The sequence below is a fragment of the Mesorhizobium sp. EU05-FHT14A09 genome (genome assembly GCF_058790995.1).
Map to the genome: position 1 here is coordinate 190,960 of NZ_JBYTDF010000006.1, position 14,014 is coordinate 204,973.

Annotated in this window: 15 protein-coding genes; 12 read left to right on the forward strand and 3 right to left on the reverse strand. The window is 64.0% G+C overall.

What is annotated here, in order from left to right:
* Positions 1–25 precede the first annotated feature (25 nt).
* Both AC3WTO_RS21390 and AC3WTO_RS21395 read left to right on the forward strand, forming a co-directional pair.
* Positions 26–361 carry a cupin domain-containing protein gene (locus tag AC3WTO_RS21390; protein WP_492462925.1) on the forward strand — a complete coding sequence of 112 codons (336 nt, stop codon included), beginning with the start codon at positions 26–28 and terminating at the stop codon, positions 359–361.
* A 234-nt stretch (positions 362–595) separates the two neighbouring features.
* The gene (locus tag AC3WTO_RS21395; protein ID WP_492462926.1) at positions 596–1,060 is read left to right on the forward strand and encodes a hypothetical protein; all 465 of its coding nucleotides are present in this window, start codon (positions 596–598) and stop codon (positions 1,058–1,060) included.
* A 34-nt stretch (positions 1,061–1,094) separates the two neighbouring features.
* Here the strand turns inward: AC3WTO_RS21395 and AC3WTO_RS21400 are convergent, their stop codons facing one another.
* A complete protein-coding gene (locus AC3WTO_RS21400) occupies positions 1,095–1,448 on the reverse strand; it encodes a hypothetical protein (RefSeq protein ID WP_492558436.1) in 354 nt (117 codons plus the stop codon).
* A 692-nt stretch (positions 1,449–2,140) separates the two neighbouring features.
* Here AC3WTO_RS21400 and AC3WTO_RS21405 point away from each other — a divergent pair.
* Positions 2,141–2,539, forward strand: coding sequence for a DoxX family protein (locus AC3WTO_RS21405; RefSeq protein ID WP_492462928.1), 399 nt, complete (start codon positions 2,141–2,143; stop codon positions 2,537–2,539).
* 45 nt (positions 2,540–2,584) lie between these two features.
* Here the strand turns inward: AC3WTO_RS21405 and AC3WTO_RS21410 are convergent, their stop codons facing one another.
* Positions 2,585–2,965: a RidA family protein gene (locus AC3WTO_RS21410; RefSeq protein ID WP_492462929.1), complete on the reverse strand. Its 381-nt coding sequence runs from the start codon at positions 2,963–2,965 to the stop codon at positions 2,585–2,587.
* Positions 2,966–3,155: 190 nt separating this feature from the next.
* Between AC3WTO_RS21410 and AC3WTO_RS21415 the strand changes: the two genes are divergently transcribed.
* On the forward strand, positions 3,156–3,374 hold the full coding sequence (locus AC3WTO_RS21415; RefSeq protein WP_492462930.1) for a hypothetical protein: 219 nt from the start codon (positions 3,156–3,158) through the stop codon (positions 3,372–3,374).
* A gap of 12 nt (positions 3,375–3,386) precedes the next feature.
* Here AC3WTO_RS21415 and AC3WTO_RS21420 read toward each other — a convergent pair whose 3' ends face one another.
* Positions 3,387–3,845, reverse strand: coding sequence for a DUF3237 domain-containing protein (locus tag AC3WTO_RS21420; protein WP_492462931.1), 459 nt, complete (start codon positions 3,843–3,845; stop codon positions 3,387–3,389).
* A gap of 92 nt (positions 3,846–3,937) precedes the next feature.
* Here AC3WTO_RS21420 and AC3WTO_RS21425 point away from each other — a divergent pair, with 92 nt between their 5' ends.
* The 8 genes from AC3WTO_RS21425 (at position 3,938) to AC3WTO_RS21460 (ending at position 13,948) form a co-directional block, all read left to right on the forward strand.
* The gene (locus AC3WTO_RS21425) at positions 3,938–4,795 is read left to right on the forward strand and encodes a LysR family transcriptional regulator (protein ID WP_492462932.1); all 858 of its coding nucleotides are present in this window, start codon (positions 3,938–3,940) and stop codon (positions 4,793–4,795) included.
* A 385-nt stretch (positions 4,796–5,180) separates the two neighbouring features.
* On the forward strand, positions 5,181–5,696 hold the full coding sequence (locus AC3WTO_RS21430) for an RNA polymerase sigma factor (protein WP_492462933.1): 516 nt from the start codon (positions 5,181–5,183) through the stop codon (positions 5,694–5,696).
* 126 nt (positions 5,697–5,822) lie between these two features.
* Positions 5,823–6,821 carry a FecR family protein gene (locus tag AC3WTO_RS21435; protein ID WP_492462934.1) on the forward strand — a complete coding sequence of 333 codons (999 nt, stop codon included), beginning with the start codon at positions 5,823–5,825 and terminating at the stop codon, positions 6,819–6,821.
* Positions 6,822–7,078: 257 nt separating this feature from the next.
* Positions 7,079–9,487: a TonB-dependent siderophore receptor gene (locus AC3WTO_RS21440; RefSeq protein ID WP_492462935.1), complete on the forward strand. Its 2,409-nt coding sequence runs from the start codon at positions 7,079–7,081 to the stop codon at positions 9,485–9,487.
* A gap of 21 nt (positions 9,488–9,508) precedes the next feature.
* The gene (locus tag AC3WTO_RS21445; protein WP_492462936.1) at positions 9,509–10,438 is read left to right on the forward strand and encodes an ABC transporter substrate-binding protein; all 930 of its coding nucleotides are present in this window, start codon (positions 9,509–9,511) and stop codon (positions 10,436–10,438) included.
* A complete protein-coding gene (gene fhuB / locus AC3WTO_RS21450; protein WP_492462937.1) occupies positions 10,435–12,405 on the forward strand; it encodes a Fe(3+)-hydroxamate ABC transporter permease FhuB in 1,971 nt (656 codons plus the stop codon). The genes AC3WTO_RS21445 and fhuB overlap by 4 nt, the downstream gene beginning before the upstream one ends.
* A complete protein-coding gene (locus AC3WTO_RS21455) occupies positions 12,402–13,118 on the forward strand; it encodes a siderophore-interacting protein (RefSeq protein WP_492462938.1) in 717 nt (238 codons plus the stop codon). Before fhuB ends, AC3WTO_RS21455 begins: the two co-directional genes overlap by 4 nt.
* Positions 13,115–13,948: an ATP-binding cassette domain-containing protein gene (locus tag AC3WTO_RS21460; protein WP_492462939.1), complete on the forward strand. Its 834-nt coding sequence runs from the start codon at positions 13,115–13,117 to the stop codon at positions 13,946–13,948. Before AC3WTO_RS21455 ends, AC3WTO_RS21460 begins: the two co-directional genes overlap by 4 nt.
* Positions 13,949–14,014: the final 66 nt, after the last annotated feature.

Below are 14,014 nucleotides of genomic sequence, written 5' to 3' on the forward strand. Positions count from 1 at the left end.
CTTTCAAAACAAGGAGAACCCCATCGTGTCCCCAACCCTGATCCGTGCCGATAGCGCGTTCGGTCCGCCCGTGGCGGTCAGCAAGCCGACGAGCGAGCCGGCGGCGCTTGTCAGGATTGGTGCCGATCAGGAGCTTCCGGTCGGCGCCACCGGCTTCTGGGAATGTACGCCGGGCCGCTTCCGCCGCCAGGTTCCCCAGGCTGAATACAGCTATTTCATCTCCGGTCATGGCAGTTTCACCCCGGACGGGGGCGAGACGATCGTGTTCGGCGCCGGCGATGCGATCTATTTCGCCGCCAACACCGAAGGCGAATGGGACATCGCCGAGACGGTCCGCAAGGCCTATGTGATCTTCCCCTGAAGCCCCTCCGGCTTGTCGGTCGGCCATCCCCGTGCGGATGGCTGCGCCAGATACCAATCGTTTGGGCCACGAGGCGATGCCGGCCTGAGTGCCCCAAAAAAGCCTAAGCTGGGGCGAAGACCCAATCCAGCAGGTCGCGCATGCTGGGGAGGGCGCGGCCATATCTGTATGGAAGGGGGAGGCGAAGGGGAGCCGTGGCGTGTTATGAGGCCGCGCGGCTGGAAAGGAATAAAGATGCGCATAGTCACCACGATCGGGCTGCTGCTTGCCATGAGCGCTGCCGCCCAGGCGGAAACGATTTTCTACGGCTCGCGCGCCGGCGAGGAAGTGACGGTGGTCGAGAAGTCCGACATCGGCTCGGCCGACGCCAGGATCACCGCCAGGCTCACCAAGGCCAACGCCATCGCCTACTGCCGCGAATACGTGCAGAAGGTCACGCGCAAATGCGTTTCCGATACCATGAAGACCGAGCTGCAGCCGGACATCACAGCCAATTGTGAAGCCGGCACGTTCAAGACCTTCTATGGGCAAGATTACCGTTTCAAGGGCAAGAACCCGGATTACGATGCCGCCGGCACCGGCACCGAATTCCTGCTGCTCGAAGCCGGCGGCGGCGAGCCGCTCGATGGCTCCAGCGCATCCGGCTACGACGTCGCGCTCGGCCAGTTCAAGGCGCTCTGCCCGAACCGGGTGGAGTGAATTTCGGGCAAACTATGCACAGCCGCTGCGCATCTCAGCCGTTCTCCGCGGAACGGGCTGTCATGATCTGGCCCGGCCAGGAGATCTGCTGGCTGCCGGCGATGAGTGTGCAATCCTGCGTCCCGATCATCGCGAACATGAATTGCATCGTCAGCGGATCGGTCGGCAGCAGCCAGTATCTGCCCTGCCGCTCATAAAGGTCGGCGTCGGCGGCGAAACAGAATGTGCCGCGGTTCGCCTGCGGGCCTTTCGGCTCGAGGAACAGCAGCCATTCGGGTACAGGTTGCCCAGACCGGAACGACTGCACATGTCTGAGGTCGGCGAGGCTGCGTTGCTCGCCCTCGACCTTGTCACGGCTTGGTTTCGAGGGTTCCATGTAACGGCTCATGCTGCCCCTGGAGCAATTCCAGGAAAATGTGTAACGGACTTTCTGTCAGGAATTACGCAAAAACAAAGAGTTGGAGCGGTTCGGTGTTTCCGTGGAAAACGGAAACGCTCCAGCAGGTAGCAGCCCGATGCCGGTTCAAGAATACGGCAGATGACGTATTTCGACATGCTGCGGCAAACCGACGGGATATGTCCGAGCGGCGTCGATCATTTCGACTGAGGTCCCGGGGCGGCAGAATATCTGAAGGCAGGCGCGGCATACCGCTTCTTGTAGGGCTGGCCCTCGATACGGCTCATCGATGGCGTCCGCGGCTGGCTGGGCGACCGCAGGTCCATCGCCACCAGCGCCAGCGCGAAGATGGCAAACAGTGCCAGGGCGATCAGGGCCGGGTTGAGGCATCACGCCTGTGATGCAAACTCCGTCTGCGCTGGAAACCGCCTCAGTTGTGGTTCATTCCTCGGCCTCGGCACGGGCAAGCATCGATGGGCGACGATGCGAATAATCTTCCGCATATACTATTTCAGGGTCGTGGAGCCCGCAATGTTACAAGCATTTCATAATATGAAGACGCTATATCATTTATTGAAATATATTTCATTTGAAGATTTATTTTGGTTGGATCGGCAATTATTTTATCGATTTACAAGTTTAGGATTTGTGCAATAGATGAAACGCGATTGGTGGGGCGTGTCATGAAACCGGAGCAGTATTCTCAGCATATGCTGGGCGTCATGCGGATCGTCTGCGGCCTGACCTATCTCTACTGCAGCATCCCGACCCTGGTGCAGCCGCCGATCGATACGGACAACCCGGCCTTCCTGATCTACTGGATTTCACGCTGGGTGCAGATATTGGCCGGGGCGCTGATCCTGGTCGGTCTGTTCACGCGCGCCGCGGCCTTCATCCTGTCGGTCAATTTCATCGTCATGTACCCTTATTGGTACCAGTCCGGCTTCTATTGGCCGACGACGGAGGCAACCGGCTTCACGCTGGCAAGCGTCGTCTGCATGTATTTGGTCACTGCCGGCGCCGGACGCTGGAGTCTCGATGGGCTGCGCGCCGAACTGGCAAGCCATCTGCAGCCGCGATAGCTTCTGGTTGTTTCTCGTGCCGGCAGCGCGGGCATGTCGCCGGCGTCACTGCGCCTGGGCGATCATCTCGATTTCCACCCCCGCATTCGCGGGCAGCGACGCCACGCCTATTGTTGTTCGCGCGGGATAGGGCGCGGCAAAGCGCCGTGAATAGGCCTCGTTCATGGCGGCGAAGTTGGCCATGTCCGTCAGGAAGACATTGCATTTGACCACATTGTCGAAGGACAGCCCGGCCTGGCGCAGCACTGCTTCGAGGTTGTCCAGGCATTGCGTCGTCTGCGCCTGGATGTCTCCCTCGATCAGCGATCCCGTTTCGGGATCGAGCGGCGTCTGCCCGGAGAGATAGATCATTCCGGAAGCGGCGATCACGCCGTGGGAATAGGGGCCGATGGCTACGGCTCGCTCTGTGGTGATGGCACGGCGCATTTCAGCTCCCCAGACTGCCCCGTCTATCGTAGCCAGTGGCAGATTATGTCTTCAAGGCAATAAGTGTGTACCAGCCGGCAGCCCATGCGGCCGCCTGCTGTCGTCTCTCCGCATGAACGAAGCCGAGCGATTTCTTCGCCGGCCTGATTGTGCTAGACAGGAGCGGTCAGGCAACGCTCCGCGGGGAAGCATGGGCGTACCATCGGACAGTGACGAGGGGTTGATCGAGGAACTCGGGCGAGCGGCAGACAATGTCGCCGAGCTGTCGCTGGACGACGTCGCCATCCTGCTGCGCCGTGCCGCGCTGCAGCTTCAGATCAGGCCAGGCATGCTCGACGTCGACCAGGAGTTCCGGAGCATGTTGGACCGCCTGGACAGCGCCTACGACGCGCAGCTGCGGGCGAAATAGCCGGGCAGGCGTTCAAAGGATCTCATGGACCTCGTATTCGACGCCGTCCGGACATCGGCCGCCGGCGGCGACCGAGACGATCCTGTTCAGCCAGGCATGGGCCGGTGCCGCGGTCTCGAAATAGGGCGTGGTGCGCAGATAATATTCACCGGCATCGACAGGTTCGTTGCGTCGCAGCCGTTCATCGACCGCGGCGGATGCGTGCCGCACGCCGCGATAGGTCATCAGAACCAGGCCGCCATCCTCGGCTGTGAGAAGCAGCCGGACATCCTGCTGGAACGTGCCGTCAGGACGGGCGAGAAGCAGGTCGGAACCGATCAGTGGCGACACCTCGCCGCTGATGCGTTCGCCGTGGAAATGCCCTCCCGCAACGGGGAAGATGCGTCGGCCGCCGGCGGGCGTCTGTCCGAGCTCGATCGTCGGATGCAGCGAAAGGAAAAGCGTGAACAGATGCCGTGATTGCAGGGGCATGGTCGATCTCCTATTTTGGTGCCGACATCTGCGCCTCGGTTGTCCATTTTCAAAACGCGCATTGCTTGTGTGCCTCACAAGAGAAACTGATCATGCGGCCATCGTTGGAATCCCTGCGGGTGCTTGAAGCCTGCGTGTCGGCGGGCAGTTTCGCGCGCGCGGCCGAGCGCCTGTTCCTGACGCCGGCGGCGGTCAGCCTGCGCATCCGCACCCTGGAGGCCGAGCTCGGCCAGTCGCTGTTCGAACGTGTCGGTCGCCGCGTCGCGCCGACGGCTGCCGCCTCCGTACTGGCTGGACGGGTTCATGAAGCATTGTCCGGCATCGCCGATGCGCTCGCCGAATTCCAGGCTGCGACACCGCCGCTGCGGCTCACGGCCCCGCCGACATTTGCCTCGCGGTGGCTCGCCCCGCGCCTCGCGCGCTACATCGCCCCGATGCCGTCTCGCATCGAGATCGATGTCACGGCAGACGTGCGCGAGACGCAGGCCTTCGACGTAGCCATCCGCACCGGCCGCGGCGGCTGGGCCGGGCTCGACGAGTACCGGCTCACGCCTGTCGAAGTGATGCCGATGCTGGCGCCGTCCCTGCTCGGCGGGCGTACGCTGGATGATGCCCGCGCGCTGGCCGGTTTCGACCTGCTGCCGCACCCGGATTGGGATCGATGGTTTGCCGCGGCCCGCTGCCAAACGCCTCGCGGCCTGCGTTTTGCCTCGGTCGACTATCCGACCCACGAGCTTGACGCCAACGCAGCCGTTGCGGGGCTCGGCGTGGCCTTGCTGTCGCCATCACTGTTCGCGCCGCTTCTGGACGCCGGGCAACTGATCGCGCCTTTCTCCTGCGTGCTGAGTGGACCGGCCTGGCATTTCGCCCTGGTGCGCGCGGGTGATACCCGCCTGGCGCCACGCCAGCTTTGCGCCTGGCTCTCGGAACAGGCCAGGCAAGCTGTCTGACGAACGGCCGAGCGTGGCGGACCCGAAAACGATGTTGCGGTTATGCCACGTCGCGTGCCGATTCCGCGACTGGCGGCTTCGCGGTCAAGCGGCTGCCGGAAACTTCAAATGAGTCAATGAAATCATCAGGCTGCCGCAAGATCGATCGACCGCGGCGAGGATCGGATCATGGCTATGCCATGTTGTCTGGATTCATTCTAAATCATTGCGGTTGCACGACGATTTCCATTTGGTAGTGGATTGACCCAAATCCGATTGGGGCGTCGGGAGGCATGCGGGCGGTATCAGGCGTGGAACGGACCGGGACAATCAGCACGGCGCACCGCTTCTTGTGCGGCAGGTCGCGGCTGCGCATCCCCGCTTTGGTGGCGGAGGAGCCTCTATCGTGAGTGCCACCCTCGCCAGCATCTACCTCAGCAAACGCAAATCCATCATGTGGAGCGTGATGCGCATCGTGCGCGATCCGCAGGTGGCGGAGGATGTCGCGCAGGAAACCTATGTGCGTGCCAGCAAGGTGGTGGAGAGCGGCACCATCGATCATGTCGAGGCGTTCCTCTTCCAGACGGCGCGCAATCTCGCGCTCAACCACAAGCGGCGCCAGGACATGCGCGGCCGTGTCGAGCGCGACGACATATCGGAGACCGATCTCGCCAACATCGCTTCGGCGATCCCGTCACAGGAGGCCGCTCTCATCCATCGGCAGCGCCTGCAATGCCTCAGGGAAGCGGTCGCAAGGCTTCCACAACGTGCACGCACGGTGTGGGTCCTGAGCCGGGTCGAGAAATGGCCCTATCCGAAGATCGCGGAGCATCTGGGTGTCTCGCCGGGCACGGTTTTCAACGACCTCAAGCTGGCGCATGCACATTGCGTCGACGCACTGGCCAGGATCGACCGCAACTGATGTCACTCGAGGAAGCGATCGCGGGGGAGGTCTGCTGGAGGCCGCGCCTCGGAAGAGGCATTTTTGTGAGATTCCGGCTTGCAGGGTGTCTCAGGTACAAGGCGGCTCTTTTGGGAATGCCGGATCGTGGAACGCGATAAATCAGGGCGCAACGACAACGAGCAGGGCTTCGTGCATCCCGACGCGGTGACGGATGCCGCGCTCGATTGGTTGCTGTTGCTGCAGGCCACGCCGCAGGATGCCGTGTTGAAGGCCCGCTTCGAAGCCTGGCGGAGTGCAGATCCCGCCCACGCCAAAACGTTCGCCGTCGTCGCTGGCGCGTGGAATCTCCCCGAAATGGACATGGTCGCTCATGACATTGCGTCTCGTCCTGATGCTCGGCAGATGGTCCGGCCCGTTCGCCGCCGCAGATGGGCCACGGCGGCAATGGCCATGGCTGCGGCGGTGCTTTTGGCCGTCGGCGTGCAGCAGTACCCATTGCTCAGGCTGCAATGGCAGGCCGACTACATCACCGCCACCGGCGCGCGCGACGTGGTTACGCTGCCGGATGGTTCGGTCATGACACTGAACACCGGCTCGGCCGTCACGGTGGATTTCGAAGGGCGCAGGCGTTCGGTCACCTTGCTTCAGGGCGAAGCCTATTTCGATGTCGTGCCGGATGCGTCGCGCCCCTTCAAGGTTGCCGCCGCATTTTCGGAAGTCGAGGTGAAAGGCACTGCCTTTTCCGTCCTGAGGGACAGCGACGAAGACACCGTCGTATTGGAGCGCGGCCATGTCGACGTCACCCGCCTGCCCGGGCGCACGGACATGGCATCGCTCGAACCCGGCGAAAGCATCACCGCGACCGCAACGGCGCTTTCTGCCGTCAGGAAGACCGATGCCACCACTTCGCTTGCATGGCTGCAGGGAAGACTGGTCTTCCAGGATCAGCCCTTCGGTGCGGTGCTGAAACAGCTTGGCCGGTATTACAGGCATTCGATCGTCGTCACCGACAGCCGGCTCGCCAGTCTCAGGGTCAACGGCAACTATCGCCTCGATGATCCCGAGCGCATCGTACGCTCGCTGGCAATGGCCACGGGTGCTGCCGTTACCCGGCTTCCCGGCGGAATTTTAATCCTGCATTAAAAACTCAACTTTTTTTGTGAGATTTGCCACGCCCGATTGTCAGGTGTGTATGGGTCGGCAAATGCAAGGTGCGCGCCGACCCGATCGAGACAGATATCGGGACAAGTGGGGCGTCGATGGATCGGAGTGCGTGGGCTGATGCAAGGTGCGGTGACGACAAGGCAGGCCGCACCAGAGCGTTTCTGTTTTCCACGGAAACGCTGAAACGCTCTCACTCTTCGTTTCTACGCGATTCCGGACGGAAAACCGCTGCGCACGTGAATTGCCCCAGGCGGCGTCTCTTCTCCGTCCTGATCGCGTCGACGGTTCTTGCCGGCGGTGTTTTCGGTCCCGTCGTCGCGCAGCAGCAGCAGGCCGTCGCGCAGACCGTCACTTTCAACATCCCGGCGCAGCCGCTTCCTTCCGCGATCGCCGCCTTCATCAAGGCAACCGGCTGGGAGGTCGGCTTCACCACCCAGGCCGTGGCCGGCAAGCGCTCGGCACCGGTGCGCGGCGCCATGCCGCCGGCGCAGGCGCTGCGCGCGCTGCTGGCCGGCACCGGCGTCGGCGCGCAGATTTCCGGGCCGTCCACCGCGGCGCTGACGGCGGGCGGAGCCGCAGAGGTCGCTGGCGGCGACACGGTTGCGGTCAGCGGCGGCACCCTGCTGGAAAAGATCACGCTCGCTGGCGTGGGAACGGCTGCCGCCCTGCAGCAGGATGGCCTCGCCAAGGATGGCTACCGGTCTTCGACCATCTCGTCGCTCGGCCTGCTCGGCCAGACGCCCATCCGCGACACGCCGTTTTCCGTCAGCGTCGCGCCACGCGAGTTGATCCAGAACATCCAGGCGCAGTCGCCGGAGGACATCTACCGTGTGCTGCCGACGGTGCGCAGCCAGACGCCGCAGATCTCCGGCTGGGCGCCGATGGCCAACCTGCGCGGCTTCACCACCTACGACACCGCCGAGGACGGCTTCCGCCGTTCCTACAGCCACGGCACCATGCTGGAGGACAAGGAACGCACCGAGGTGCTGTCCGGTCTTTCCGGCTTCCTGTATGGCGCTGCCTCGCCGGCCGGCATGATCAACTATGTCTACAAGCGCCCAACCGCCGAACGCTTCGGCAGCGTCACCGCTGGCACCTATGGCGCCGGACAGGCCTTCATCCACGGTGATTTCGGCGGGCCGATCGATACCGAAGGCAAGATGGGCTATCGCTTCAACATCGTCAGGGCCGGCGGCAGCACCGCGATCGACGACCAGCGTACCGACCGCTTCCTGGCCAGCGGCGCCTTCGACTGGAACATCACCGAGAAGCTGAAGCTCGAGCTCAACGCCGCCTGGTCGAAGAACGATATCGACGTCGCGAACTCATATTGGGCGTTCGGGGACGGCGTGCCGCACAGCGAGGCACCCGATGCTCGCAGGAACTGGAGCCAGCCCTGGATCCGCGACGAGATGGAGAAGAAGCGGGTCTCGGCGAAGCTCACCTATGAGCTGAACGACGCCATCACGCTACGCGGTGGCTACATGCGCGAGATCATCGACCGGCCCGTCCAGGACCACACCATGAACTCGGTCCGCGCCCCCGGCGAATATTACCAGATCGGCATCCACTCCGGTGAATCAGGAAACACCTTCTCGGCAGCGAACCTTTTCGCCGACGCTTCCTTCGATACCGGCGGCATCGCGCACAAGCTGACGGCCGGCTACTACATGTATCAGGACGAAGGCTGGACGACGGACTACAATCCCAACACCGGCTGGATCGGCCCATTCCCGATGACGCAGCCCCGGCATCTGGCCACGCCGGTTTTCCCGGTCGACAATTCGTTCCGTTATGACTCTGGCTACGTACGCAACCAGAACTTCGTCGTCGGCGACCATATCGAGTTCAACGAGCAATGGTCGGCGCTGGTCGGTGCCAACTACAGCGTCATCCAGACCCGCAGCCTCGATAGCACGGGCGCACTGACCAGCCCCGACTACGACCAGGGCCGGCTCTCGCCATCTGTATCGCTGATGTTCAAGCCGATCGAGCAGGTCACGCTCTACGGTACTTATACCGAAGGCCTGGAGCAGGGTGGCATTGCCCCCGACACGGCCACCAATTCCGGCCAGATCATGGCCCCGATGGTCAGCAAGCAGAAGGAGGTCGGTGTCAAGGCGGAGCTCGCCGGCGTTCTGTGGACGGCCGCTCTCTTCGACATCTCCAAGGCGTACGAACTGACCAACGCTGACGGGCTCTACACCCAGAGCGGCCGCCAGCGCCATCGCGGTGCCGAACTGACCGCCACCGGCCGCATCAACGACAACCTGACCATTCTTGGCGGCCTGACCTGGCTCGATCCGCGCGTCGAGGGCGGCGAATTCAACGGTACCCGCCCGATGAACGTCGCCAATGTTCTTGCCAAGATCTATGCCGAATATGAAGTACCGGCGGTGCAGGGCCTGTTCCTGACCGGCGGCGTCTACTACACCGGCAAACAGTGGGCCAATGATGCCAACACCGACCGTCTGCCGGCCTATGTCACCGCCGATCTCGGCTTGCGCTACACAGTCGACCGTTTCGGCAGTCCGCTGACGATGCGGCTGAACGTCAGCAACATCACCAACGAGAACTACTGGCAGAACAGCTACTATCTCGGCACGCCACGGATGGTCTCCTTCTCGCTGCAGGCCAAGTTCTAGAGCAATCCCAGGAAAAGTGTGTTGCGGTTTTCCGTCCGGAATTGCGTGATCCCGAGTGGGAATTGGCCGACCCTGGCGCTGTCCCGCAGGGCGTTGCTCTGCGGGGCGGGGGCTCTTGTCCTGACGCGCGGCGCTTCCCGGGCAGCAACGACGGGCGCCGTCATTGCGATGGATTGGGTGAGCGGGCAGAACCTGCTCGCTCTCGGCATCATCCCCGCCGCCATGCCGGAACTGGAACTTTACGCCAGCCTCGTCGTCGAGCCGGTGTTGCCGCCCGCGACAGCCGAACTCGGCCTGCGATCGGAACCCAATCTCGAACTTGTCGATCATCTCAGGCCGACGCTGATCGTGCAGAGCGCCGACGAGGGACCGGTCAATGCGCGGCTGCAGTCTATCGCCCCGGTCTGCCTGTTCGATCAGCGCCTGTCGTCGATGCCAAACCGGCTGGATGGTGGCCGCAAGGCCCTGTCAGAACTTGCCGCCCAACTCGGGGCGACCGCACAATTCGACCGCTTCCAGGCCGGTTTCCAGGCGGAAATCGCGGAAGCGAAGAAGCGCCTCGCTGCCTATGATGGCAGGCCGCTCATCGTCGCGACTGTCATCGATGGCCGCCGCCTGCTGGTATTCGGCAGGAACAGCCTGTTCCAGAACGTGCTCGATCTCCTCGGCATCGACAACGCCTGGGATGGCCATAGTTCGCTCTACGGCCACACAACCGTCAGTGCCGACCGGCTCGCGCTTTATCCGCAGGCACGGTTGCTGTGCATCGGCGACAGCAGCGGCGCCAGGCTGGACAGGCTGCTGGCCGCGCCGGTCATCAAGAGCCTGCCCTTCGTGCGCGAAAGGCGCGTGACACGCGTCGCCGATGTGCTGTTCTACGGTGGCTTGCCGCCAGCCTGCCGTTTTGCCCGGCTTGCCTCGATCGCCCTGGCGGAGGACGCGAGCGGATGAACCGGTTCGTCCACCCCGCCGTTCCCACTGCCTTTCTCACCGTGCTGTCGCTGGCGTTGATCCTACGCAATGTCGGCGCGCTGCTGCCCGAAGGCGCCGGCATCGGCACAATGCTGTTTCCCGATCCGGATGTAACCGGCGAGATGCTGCTGCACTACACCGTGCTGCCGCGCATCGCCGTCAGCCTGATGGCCGGTGCCGGACTGGGTCTCGCCGGCGCGATCCTGCAACGCATCCTGCGCAATCCGCTCGCAGAGCCCGCGACCTTGGGGGTTTCCGCCGGCGCTTATCTGCTGCTTGCCGCCGCGACGCTCTGGCTGCCGCAATGGGCTGATGCCCAACGCGAATGGCTTGGCCTTGCCGGCGCGCTGCTGGCGCTTTTCGCGGTGCTCGCGCTATCGTGGCGCAAGGGGCTTTCGCCGGTCACGGTCACCCTCGCCGGCATGATCGTCAGCCTCTATTGCGGCGCGGCGAGTGCAGTGCTGTCGCTGTTCAACCATGACTTCCTGGTCGGCATCTTCATCTGGGGCGCCGGCTATCTCGACCAGCAGGACTGGAGCGGTGCCGCCTATCTGGCGCCGCGCCTGCTGGTACTGTCGGTGCTGGCAGGCCTGCTGCTTCGTCCGCTGACGCTGCTTGTCCTCGACGATGCCAATGCGCGGAGCCTCGGCCTGCCGCTCAACACCTATCGCCTGGCGGCTCTCGTCGTCGCCGCCGGATTGACGGCGGTGACGACCGTGGCCGTCGGCGTCATCAGCTTTGTCGGCCTCGCAGCGCCTGCACTGGCGCGTGCATCAGGGGCCAGGGGAACCGGCGCCGAGATGCTGTGGGCGGCGGTGGTCGGGGCCGTGCTGTTGACAGCCACCGACCAGGTCGTGCTTTCGCTTCCCGTCACCTACCGGCTGTTTCCGACCGGCGCGGTTACCGCACTGCTCGGCGCGCCGCTGCTGTTCATGCTGATCCGGCGCCTCAAGATGCTGGCGCCGCTGACATCGGGCAGCGACCCGGCGACGCGCCGTCTCGAAAATCCCGTCGCTGCACTCTTCGTGCTGGGATTGCTGCTCGTCGTGCTGTGCTATCTTGCCGTATCGCTCGGTCGCGGCGTCGAGGGCTGGACCGTCACGCGCGATTTCGCCGATACCGCTGTCGGCTGGCGCTGGCCGCGCGCGCTTGCTGCTTTCAGTGGTGGTGCGATGCTGGCGCTGGCCGGTGCCATCCTGCAGCGCGTCACCGGCAATGCCATGGCCTCGCCGGAGGTGCTCGGTGTTTCGTCTGGCGCGATGCTGGCGGTGATTGCCCTGCTCTTGACCGCGACGGCTTCGACACGCACCGACCAGATTGTTGCCGGCTCGGTCGGCGCATTCGCCGTGTTGCTGCTGATGCTGGTGCTGTCGCGCAAGCCGGGCTTCAACGGTGACCGCCTGCTGCTGATCGGCATTGCGCTCAGCTCCGTCTCCGGCTTCGTGATGGCGGTGCTGATGGCCGCGCAGGATCCGCGCCTCGATCAGGTTCTGGCCTGGCTGTCGGGTTCCACCTATGCCGTGCGTCCGGGGGAGGCGCTGATTGCAACGGCGATGCTGGCAGCCGCCTTGTGCTGTGTTCCTTTCATCCGGCGCTGGCTCGAACTGCTGCCGCTCGGGCAAAGCATCGCCACTGCCAATGGCGTGCCGGAAAACCTCAGCCGCAACCTGCTGTTTTCGCTGTGCGCGCTGCTCACCGCCGGTGCCACCATTCTGGTCGGGCCCCTGAGCTTCGCCGGGTTGATGGGCCCACATCTCGCAAGGCTGTCGGGTTTCCAGCGGGCCGGCCTGCAACTGACCGCTTCCGCCCTGATTGGGGGGCTGGTGCTGCTCATCGCCGACTGGATCGGCCGCACCGTCATCTTTCCGTTCCAGATTCCCGCTGGCCTGCTCGCAACCATGGTCGGCGGCCCGTTTCTCCTCCTGCTGATCGCGAGGCGCGCATGAGCAAAGACAATGGCTTCCGGGTCATGACCGTCGTGGAGACACGGCGTTTGTCCGCCCGCATGCATCGCCTGCGACTTGCAGGCAACGATCTTGCCCGCTTCGACACGCAAGCCAACCTGCATTTGCGGCTGCACGTTCCCGACGAGGCTCATGGCGCGGTGTCGACCCGCAGCGGGCATGTCACGCGCTACTACACGATCCGGCACATCGATGCCGCGCAGGGTTGGATCGATGTCGATTTCGTCCTGCATGAAGCTGCCGGGCCGGCCTGTGATTTCGCGCGGCAGGCCAGGATCGGTGATGTCTGCGGCATCTCCGGACCATGCGGTCTCGGTGTGAAACCGGCGCGCGATTACCTGCTGGCCGGCGACGAGACGGCGCTTCCCGCCATCGCCCGCATCCTCGAGACCTTGCCGCCGGAGGCGCGCGGCACCGTCCTGATCGAGGCGCACGACAAGGACGTCGTCTGCGATCTCGTGCGACCCGACGGCATCGATCTTTGCTGGTTCTGCCGGCATCAGTGCAGGCACGGCGATTTCATTGCCGCCACCAACAGGGCGATCTCGACACTGGCAGGCGCGGCCGAGGACCACTTCATCTGGATTGCGGGCGAGTTTTCCGATTGCGAGGCTCTGCGCCCGGCTTTGCGGGTCACCCAGAAACGACGCTACATCAACGTCGCCTACTGGCGCGCCACGGAAGCGGTGCGATGAGCGCTTCCCGGGCCGCATCGTCGGGTGACGCCGCCAGCAACGCGACGGGATCGGCGCCTGGCACGCCGCTGTTTGCGCTTGACAATGTGTCGTTCCAATTGGCCGGCAGGACGCTTCTCGACACGGTGTCGCTGACGCTTGCGCCGAGGCGCGTCGTCGGCCTCATCGGTCACAACGGCTCCGGCAAGTCGACGCTGCTGAGGATCCTCGCCCGCCAACTGCCTGCAAGCTCCGGCAGCGTCGCCTTCGAGGGCAGGGCGCTCAGCCAGTGGAGCGACCGCCCGTTCGCCCGCCGCCTTGCTTACATGCCCCAGCACACGCCACCGGCTTCCGGCCTCAAGGTTCGTGAACTCGTCGCGCTTGGCCGCTATCCCTGGCATGGCGCGCTCGGCCGTTTCGGCAAGACCGATCGCGACAAGGTTGAAGAAGCGATCGAACGCACCGGCATCGCTGCCTTCGCAGACCGGCTGGTCGACACGCTGTCCGGCGGTGAGCGCCAGCGTGTGTGGATCGCCATGCTGGTGGCGCAGGATGCCGAATGCCTGCTGCTCGACGAACCGATCTCGGCGCTCGACATCGCCCACCAGATCGAGGTGCTGTCGCTGGTGCGTGAACTCGGCCATTCGCGCGGCGTCGTGGTGGTGCTGCACGACGTCAACATGGCGGCGCGCTTCTGCGACGAGATCGTGGCGTTGCGCTCAGGCCGGCTGATTGCGCGCGGCACGCCGCTGGAGATCGTCACGCCGGACCGGCTTCGCGATATCTATGGCGTGGAGATGCAGGTAATGTCGCATCCCTCCGGCGGATATCCGGTGGCGATCGCAGACTAGGACACGTCCCCGAAAGGAGAAGTAGGCGTTTCGGGGACGCGAGTGGTTGCAGACGCGCGGATGCGT

What these genes read in the sequence shown, in the direction of transcription:
- AC3WTO_RS21395 (WP_492462926.1), top strand. Translation starts at nt 596, where the DNA reads ATGCGCATAGTCACCACGATCGGGCTGCTGCTTGCCATGAGCGCTGCC.
- AC3WTO_RS21400 (WP_492558436.1), bottom strand. Translation starts at nt 1,448, where the DNA reads ATGAGCCGTTACATGGAACCCTCGAAACCAAGCCGTGACAAGGTCGAG.
- AC3WTO_RS21405 (WP_492462928.1), top strand. Translation starts at nt 2,141, where the DNA reads ATGAAACCGGAGCAGTATTCTCAGCATATGCTGGGCGTCATGCGGATC.
- AC3WTO_RS21410 (WP_492462929.1), bottom strand. Translation starts at nt 2,965, where the DNA reads ATGCGCCGTGCCATCACCACAGAGCGAGCCGTAGCCATCGGCCCCTAT.
- AC3WTO_RS21415 (WP_492462930.1), top strand. Translation starts at nt 3,156, where the DNA reads ATGGGCGTACCATCGGACAGTGACGAGGGGTTGATCGAGGAACTCGGG.
- AC3WTO_RS21420 (WP_492462931.1), bottom strand. Translation starts at nt 3,845, where the DNA reads ATGCCCCTGCAATCACGGCATCTGTTCACGCTTTTCCTTTCGCTGCAT.
- AC3WTO_RS21425 (WP_492462932.1), top strand. Translation starts at nt 3,938, where the DNA reads ATGCGGCCATCGTTGGAATCCCTGCGGGTGCTTGAAGCCTGCGTGTCG.
- fhuB (WP_492462937.1), top strand. Translation starts at nt 10,435, where the DNA reads ATGAACCGGTTCGTCCACCCCGCCGTTCCCACTGCCTTTCTCACCGTG.
- AC3WTO_RS21455 (WP_492462938.1), top strand. Translation starts at nt 12,402, where the DNA reads ATGAGCAAAGACAATGGCTTCCGGGTCATGACCGTCGTGGAGACACGG.
- AC3WTO_RS21460 (WP_492462939.1), top strand. Translation starts at nt 13,115, where the DNA reads ATGAGCGCTTCCCGGGCCGCATCGTCGGGTGACGCCGCCAGCAACGCG.